Origin of the sequence: Caulobacter sp. BE254 (assembly GCF_031457295.1) — a bacterium.
Classification (GTDB): Bacteria; Pseudomonadota; Alphaproteobacteria; order Caulobacterales; family Caulobacteraceae; genus Caulobacter.
The window spans coordinates 1-5,771 of sequence record NZ_JAVDWJ010000028.1; the positions used below are offsets into that span (position 1 = coordinate 1).

5 protein-coding genes and 2 tRNA genes are annotated in these 5,771 nt (G+C 69.1%); all 7 read right to left on the minus strand.

The genetic code is table 11. The features are described from left to right. Positions 1–404: 404 nt before the first annotated feature. Entirely contained in the window at positions 405–1,115 is a 711-nt protein-coding gene (locus tag J2X41_RS25145; protein ID WP_310087327.1) for a DUF6456 domain-containing protein, read from the minus strand. Continuing rightward, the gene (locus tag J2X41_RS25150) at positions 1,112–1,510 is read right to left on the minus strand and encodes a helix-turn-helix domain-containing protein (RefSeq protein WP_056762810.1); all 399 of its coding nucleotides are present in this window, start codon (positions 1,508–1,510) and stop codon (positions 1,112–1,114) included. Before J2X41_RS25150 ends, J2X41_RS25145 begins: the two co-directional genes overlap by 4 nt. A gap of 141 nt (positions 1,511–1,651) precedes the next feature. Beyond that, the gene (locus J2X41_RS25155; protein WP_310087329.1) at positions 1,652–2,569 is read right to left on the minus strand and encodes a sugar kinase; all 918 of its coding nucleotides are present in this window, start codon (positions 2,567–2,569) and stop codon (positions 1,652–1,654) included. A 186-nt stretch (positions 2,570–2,755) separates the two neighbouring features. Continuing rightward, positions 2,756–4,525, minus strand: coding sequence for a DUF885 family protein (locus J2X41_RS25160; RefSeq protein WP_310087331.1), 1,770 nt, complete (start codon positions 4,523–4,525; stop codon positions 2,756–2,758). Positions 4,526–4,607: 82 nt separating this feature from the next. Then, complete coding sequence (locus J2X41_RS25165) at positions 4,608–5,219, minus strand: hypothetical protein (RefSeq protein ID WP_310087332.1); 612 nt, start codon at positions 5,217–5,219, stop codon at positions 4,608–4,610. Between the two features lie 134 nt (positions 5,220–5,353). Next, a tRNA-Gly gene (locus tag J2X41_RS25170) sits at positions 5,354–5,428 on the minus strand. A 46-nt stretch (positions 5,429–5,474) separates the two neighbouring features. Then, positions 5,475–5,549 (minus strand) — tRNA-Gly (locus J2X41_RS25175). Positions 5,550–5,771: the final 222 nt, after the last annotated feature.

The following is a 5,771-nucleotide window of genomic DNA, read 5'->3' on the forward strand; positions in this document are numbered from 1 at the left end:
TCCGCCCTGACATCGACAAAACCTCCCTTCGGAGGCCACCACAGGCCGCTTCCCCCCTCCAACCCCGCTGATCACCGCGTAATGCAGCGGTCCCCTTCATGGGGAGGGGGGACCAGCGAAGCTGGTGGGTGGGGCTTACGGCGGCAAATACACTGCACCGATCCCCACCCGACCTCCTTCGGAGGCCACCCTCCCCGCAAGGGGCAGGGCTATCGCATATGGAAGAACGAAGGGTGGACGGCTTGAGCCGTGCATCCAGCCGAAGCCAGAAGGTTGGCTCGCAAGCCCATTTGGATTCGTTTTGTTCGCCTTTTGGAAGAGCTTGCGTCGATCCAATACGCGCTCTCGATAGGGCAAATCCATATGCAATAGCCCTGCCGCAAGGGGGAAGGAAAGGCGTCTGTTCAAACCATCCGGTAGTGCATGGCCAGCCGCTGCAGCGCCAGCTTCAGCACCGTCTTGCCGGCCCGCCGGGGCAGTTTCAGTTCGCGTTCGGCGACCTGCAGGGCGGTTTCCGCCAGGCACACCCGCTCCAGCATCTCCCGCAGGCCGGGGCCCACCGCCGCCAGGGCCGCGGCGATCCGATCCTTGGCCGCCCGGGCCCGCAGCGCCGGCTCCAGCCCCTGGCCGCCACCTTCGCCGCGCGGCTGGGCGTCCCAGTTCATGGTCAGGCGGCCGACCGTGCCAGCCTTCTGGAAATCCTCGCGCAGCCGCTCGCCGGCGCAGATCTCCACCGGCTCCAGCCCGCCGCGCCGGGCCAGCCAAGCCAGGGGCGACTCGCCGAGATTGGCCTTGAGCACCACGTGCTCGCTGCTGCCCTCGATGACCACGCGCTCGCCCTCGATCACCCCCGGACGCCCCGGCGGCGGGGTCGGCGGGGCCAGCGGCTTGACCAGCCGCCAGCCGCCTTCGCGGCGCGGGGCCAGGGCGCCGTCGCGGGCCAACAGGCGGAAGGCGGCCTCGTCCACGGTCAGCATGACCCCGCGACGCGGCCCGAACCGGACCACGTAACCCAGGCCCCTGACCTCGATCAGCGCGCCGGGCCGCCGCAGCAGCCGCTCGGCCCGGACGGCCAGGCGCTCGGCCTCCAGCGCCCGCTCGAACGCGCCGCTCATCGCCCCAAGCCTTGTTCGATACCGATCTGGGTCAGTTCGGGGATGGTGTCGGGCGCCTGTTTTACACAAGCCTCCAGCACGCTCATCCGGGCGTCGAAGTCGGCGTTCTCGCGCATGTCCTCGATGCGCGTACAGGCGTAGCCGCAGGTGCTGCGGTCGCGGTTGAAGGCGAAGGCCACCCGGATCAGCGGCCAGTTGAAATTGACATGCGCCAGGTAGATGGCGATCTGCCGGGCCCGCGCCGCCGCCTTGCTGGTGCGCTTGGCCGAGGCGATGTCGGACGGCGAAACCCCGGTGGCCAGGGCCACGGCGTGGGTGATGAACGCGGCCGTCAACCGGTCGCGACGCGGGTCGGGCGAGATCGCCCACAGATCCTCGAGAGCTTGAGCCAGCATCGGCTTCCCCCTGCGAAACGGCGTCCCCGTGACGCCCTCGACCCAGAGTCTAGGTCGATATTCCGGCTGTGAGGATAACTTTCCTATTACGCGCGTCTAGTAGGAATATAAACCTTTGATTGCGTTGAGGCCGACCGCTCTCTATCCCCGCGACCAAACGGGCATCGACGCCTTCGAGATGATCGCGCCCTTGCAGGCGACCACCGCCGCGGCCAGCTCGTGGCCGCGCGAAACAGCGATCTCGACAGGCAGGCCGGCCAGGCGCGAGGACAGGTAGGCGGCGTTGAAGCTGTCGCCCGCGCCGGTCGTGTCCAGCGCCTTGACCCGGACCGGCGCGGGCGTCGCGATCCGCCCTTGGGGGGCATGGACGTTGACCGCGTGACTCTCGTCCCGCGCCACCACCTCGGCTCCGGCCGCGGCCCATTCGGCGGCCAGGTCCTCGGCCTCGCGACCATACAGCGGCCGGCTGTCCTCGCTGCTCAGCGACACGTAGCAGCACGCGGGCACGACGCCGTCCAGCGCTTCGCGGGCCGCCTCCGGAGAGGCCCACAGGGCCGGGCGGTAGTTGAAGTCCAGCGCCACGGCCACGCCCAGCGAATGGACATAGGCCAGGATGTCCTTCAGCCGCGCCCGCCCGATGTCGCCGATCACCGCCAGGGTGACGCCGGACAGGTAGACCAGGTCGCTGGCCTTGGCGGCGGCGATCAGCTGGTCGGCGGTGTGCTGCGAGAACAGGTCGCGGATCGGGGCCCGCTCGCGCCAGTAGTGGAACTTCCGCTCGCCGCTGTCGTCCAGCACGATGGCGTAGAGGCCCGGCAGGCGGTTCTCGGCCTCGCGGACCAGGCGGGTGTCCAGCCCCTCGCGGCGCATGGCGGCCAGGGCCCCGTCGCTGAACGGGTCGCCCTTGCCCAGCGCGGTGCAATAGGCGACGTCGTCCCCGAGGCGCGCCATGTAGACGGCGGTGTTGAAGGTGTCGCCGGCATAGCCCATCCGGTGCAGCCCCTCGCCCTCCGGCGACAGCTCGACCATGCATTCGCCCAGGACGGTGATGCGCGCCATGTGGTGGTGTCCCCCTGCTTGTGGCGGTGATAGGGGGTTTCCAATCAGGGATCCAGGCTCCCCCTTGCCCCCACCTGACCGCTTCGCGGTCTGTCCGCCCCCATAGGGGGCGGAGCCTTTACCGCGAGGCTCTTCCCCCTCTGGGGGAAGACGGCCGAAGGCCAGTAGGGGGCAAGTGATCGATCCCTACTTCTTCCGCTCCGCGATCCACGCGTCGATCTTGGCCTCCAGCACCGCCAGCGGCAGCGAGCCGTTCAGCAGCACCGCGTCGTGGAAAGCCCGCTCGTCGAACTTGTCGCCCAGGGCCGTCTCGGCGCGGTGGCGCAGCTCCAGGATCTTCAGCTCGCCCACCTTGTAGGCCAGGGCCTGGCCGGGCCAAGAGACGTAGCGGGCCACCTCGACGTCGATATTGGTCGGCGACAGGGCGGTGTTATCGAGGAAGCAGGCCTTGGCCTGGTCGAGCGTCCAGTGCTTGGCGTGGATACCCGTGTCGGCCACCAGCCGGCACGCGCGCCACATCTCGTAGGACAGCCGGCCGAACAGCTCGTAGGGGTCGCGATAGAGCCCCATCTCCTCGCCCAGCCATTCGGAATAGAGGCCCCACCCTTCGCCATAGGCGTTGAAATAGATCGTCTTGCGGAAGTCCGGGACGCCGGTCTGCTCCTGGGCCAGCGAGGTCTGGATGTGATGGCCCGGCGCGCCCTCGTGCAGCACCAGGGCCGGCAGTTCGTAGAGCGGCCGCTGGTCCAGGGCCGAGGTGTTGATCATCAGGCCGCCGGCCCGGCCGGTCTTGGGATCGCCGCCGAAATAGCGGCCGGTGGTGTAGCCCTGCTCGATGCTGGCCGGCACGGGCCGCACGCCGTAGGTCAGGCGCGGCAGGGTCCCGAAGTGGGCCGGAAGCTGGTCGTCGGCCCGCTTGGCGATCTCGCTGGCCTTTTCCAGCAGTTGCTGGCGGCTGGTGGCGTAGAAGCGCGGGTCCTTGCGCAGATAGGCGATGAAAGCCGGCAGGTCGCCCTGGAAGCCGGCCTGCTTCATCACGGCTTCCATCCGCCCGCGGATGCGCGCCACCTCCGACAGGCCCAGGGCATGGACCTGGTCGGCGGTCATGGTCGTGGTCGTGTGGCGGCGCACCAGGAAGGCGTAGTAGCGCTGGCCGTCGGGCAGGTCGGAGACCGCCAGGCTCCTGGCGGCGTGCGGGACGTATTCGGTCTCCATGAAGGTCACGAAACCGGCCCGGGCCGGGGCGACCTTGTCGGCGACCACCTTGGTCCCTTCGGCCAGCAGGGCGGCCCTGCGGTCGGCGGGGATGCTGGCCGGCAGGTTGCGCAGCGGGGCCAGCAGCGGGTCGTCGGCCAGGGGCGTGGCGGCTGTGCGACGGGCCCGGTCCAGCACGGCCTGGGCGGTGGGAACGGCCTGGACGAAGCCGGCCGCCACCCCGCGCAGGGCGTTGGCGATATTGGCGGCGTACCAGTCGGGGGTCTGGGCCAGCAGGGCGATCCACTGCCGGGCCTCGGCCTCGGATTTCAGGCGCATGCCGTTGGCGCGGTACAGCAGGATGACGTCGAAACCGCCATCGGTGCTGAACGGCATCCGCGCCTCGTCGAACGACAGACCCTCCAGCCGCTCGTCCAGGCTCCATTTCAGGATCGCGTGGGTCAGGCGCTGGTCCGGCTTGAGCGCGGCCAGGTCGACGCCGTCCAGCGTCCGCCGCGCTGAGGTCAGCAGGGCCTTGCGGTCGGCGTCGGCCTTGGGTCCGACCGGCGGGAACCGGAAGCGCGAGGCGTCGTCGGCCCCGCCCTCCCCGTCGTCCTCGCCCGCGCCCGACGCCTCGTAGGCCTTGACCGCCTGGGCCAGGCGGTCGGACGCGCTCGCGCCGTCGGCCTTGGGCGTGGCGGCGACGGCGACGCCGTTCAGGGCCAGAGCGATGGCGAGGCCCAGAAGGACGCGCTTGGACATCGAAAAACTCCCCCGCGGATGCACCGCGAGGGTTAGATCAGGAATCGCCTCTTGCTAGAAGGCTGGCGCTGGAAGGCCGGCTCTAGAACGGCGTGCGGCACTTCTGCTTGGCGTGGACCCCGCGCAGGAAGCCGCGCCGCGCCAGGCCGGCGTCGACCGCGGCGTTCATGCGACGGTCGGCCGGCGCGGCGCCGGTCAGTTCCCGCACGATGCTGCGGAACGGGATGATGGTGTTGATCACCGTCTTGCCGCCGGCCTCGGCCAGCTTGCCGGCCCGGTTCTCCTTGATCTCGTTGCCGACGACATAGTCGGGACCCAGCACCTCGTTGAGGCGGGTGACCTCGGCGGCCAGCTGCTTGCAGGTCTTCAGGCCCTTGAGGCTGTAGGGGTCTTCCTGGGCCGTGACCAGGATCGGCGGGATCTGCCGCTTCATGACGCCGACGTCGCGCCCCGGCTGGGTGCCGATCTCGACCGACTTCTTGCGGACCCGCGACCAGTTGGACTCCTCGCCCTCGGCCGGTACGCCGTCCTGCTTGCCCGGCTCCGACGCCGGCGCCGCGGTCGTGGGCTTCCGCGTCGGATATTCCGGTTTGGCCCCGCTCTGGGCGGCCTGGGCCGCGCCCGCCAGCGCCAGCACCGCCGCCATCATCGCCAGGCCGCCCAGGCGCGAACGCCCAAGTTCGTATCCAGTCATGGTCCAGCATCCCCAGCCCGTCACCCGTTTCAGCAGGTGATCACCGGTCAGCAACGGCGGCCCCGCGCAACGGGTTCCATAGGCCTATCAGCCGCCCACCGGATGCGTCACGCTTCAAATTCTGGAAGGGAAATTGGAGCGGGCGAAGAGATTCGAACTCTCGACCCCAACCTTGGCAAGGTTGTGCTCTACCACTGAGCTACGCCCGCATCCGGGATATTTCGGGTCTCGTTCCATCGCCGGAAAACCGGAGAATGGAGCGGGCGAAGAGATTCGAACTCTCGACCCCAACCTTGGCAAGGTTGTGCTCTACCACTGAGCTACGCCCGCATCGGCGAGGGCTGAAACAGCGCCCCGCGACGAGGAGGCGGCTTATGGCAGAGCGCCTTGCGGTTGGCAAGCGGTCAAAGCGGGTTCGGGCGCGGGTTCGGGCGCGTCATTGTGGACAACGCGTCGGTCCTCCCCCTGTGGGGCAGGGGAATCGCATTTGATGCGGCTGGGGAGTTGCCAGAGATTTGCTGATCGATTCTGACAGTGTTTCCGTAATGAGGA

Excerpts from the sequence above, each read along its gene's own strand:
- J2X41_RS25155 (WP_310087329.1), bottom strand. The coding sequence starts at position 2,569 with ATGGCGCGCATCACCGTCCTGGGCGAATGCATGGTCGAGCTGTCGCCG.
- J2X41_RS25150 (WP_056762810.1), bottom strand. The coding sequence starts at position 1,510 with ATGCTGGCTCAAGCTCTCGAGGATCTGTGGGCGATCTCGCCCGACCCG.
- J2X41_RS25145 (WP_310087327.1), bottom strand. The coding sequence starts at position 1,115 with ATGAGCGGCGCGTTCGAGCGGGCGCTGGAGGCCGAGCGCCTGGCCGTC.
- J2X41_RS25160 (WP_310087331.1), bottom strand. The coding sequence starts at position 4,525 with ATGTCCAAGCGCGTCCTTCTGGGCCTCGCCATCGCTCTGGCCCTGAAC.
- J2X41_RS25165 (WP_310087332.1), bottom strand. The coding sequence starts at position 5,219 with ATGACTGGATACGAACTTGGGCGTTCGCGCCTGGGCGGCCTGGCGATG.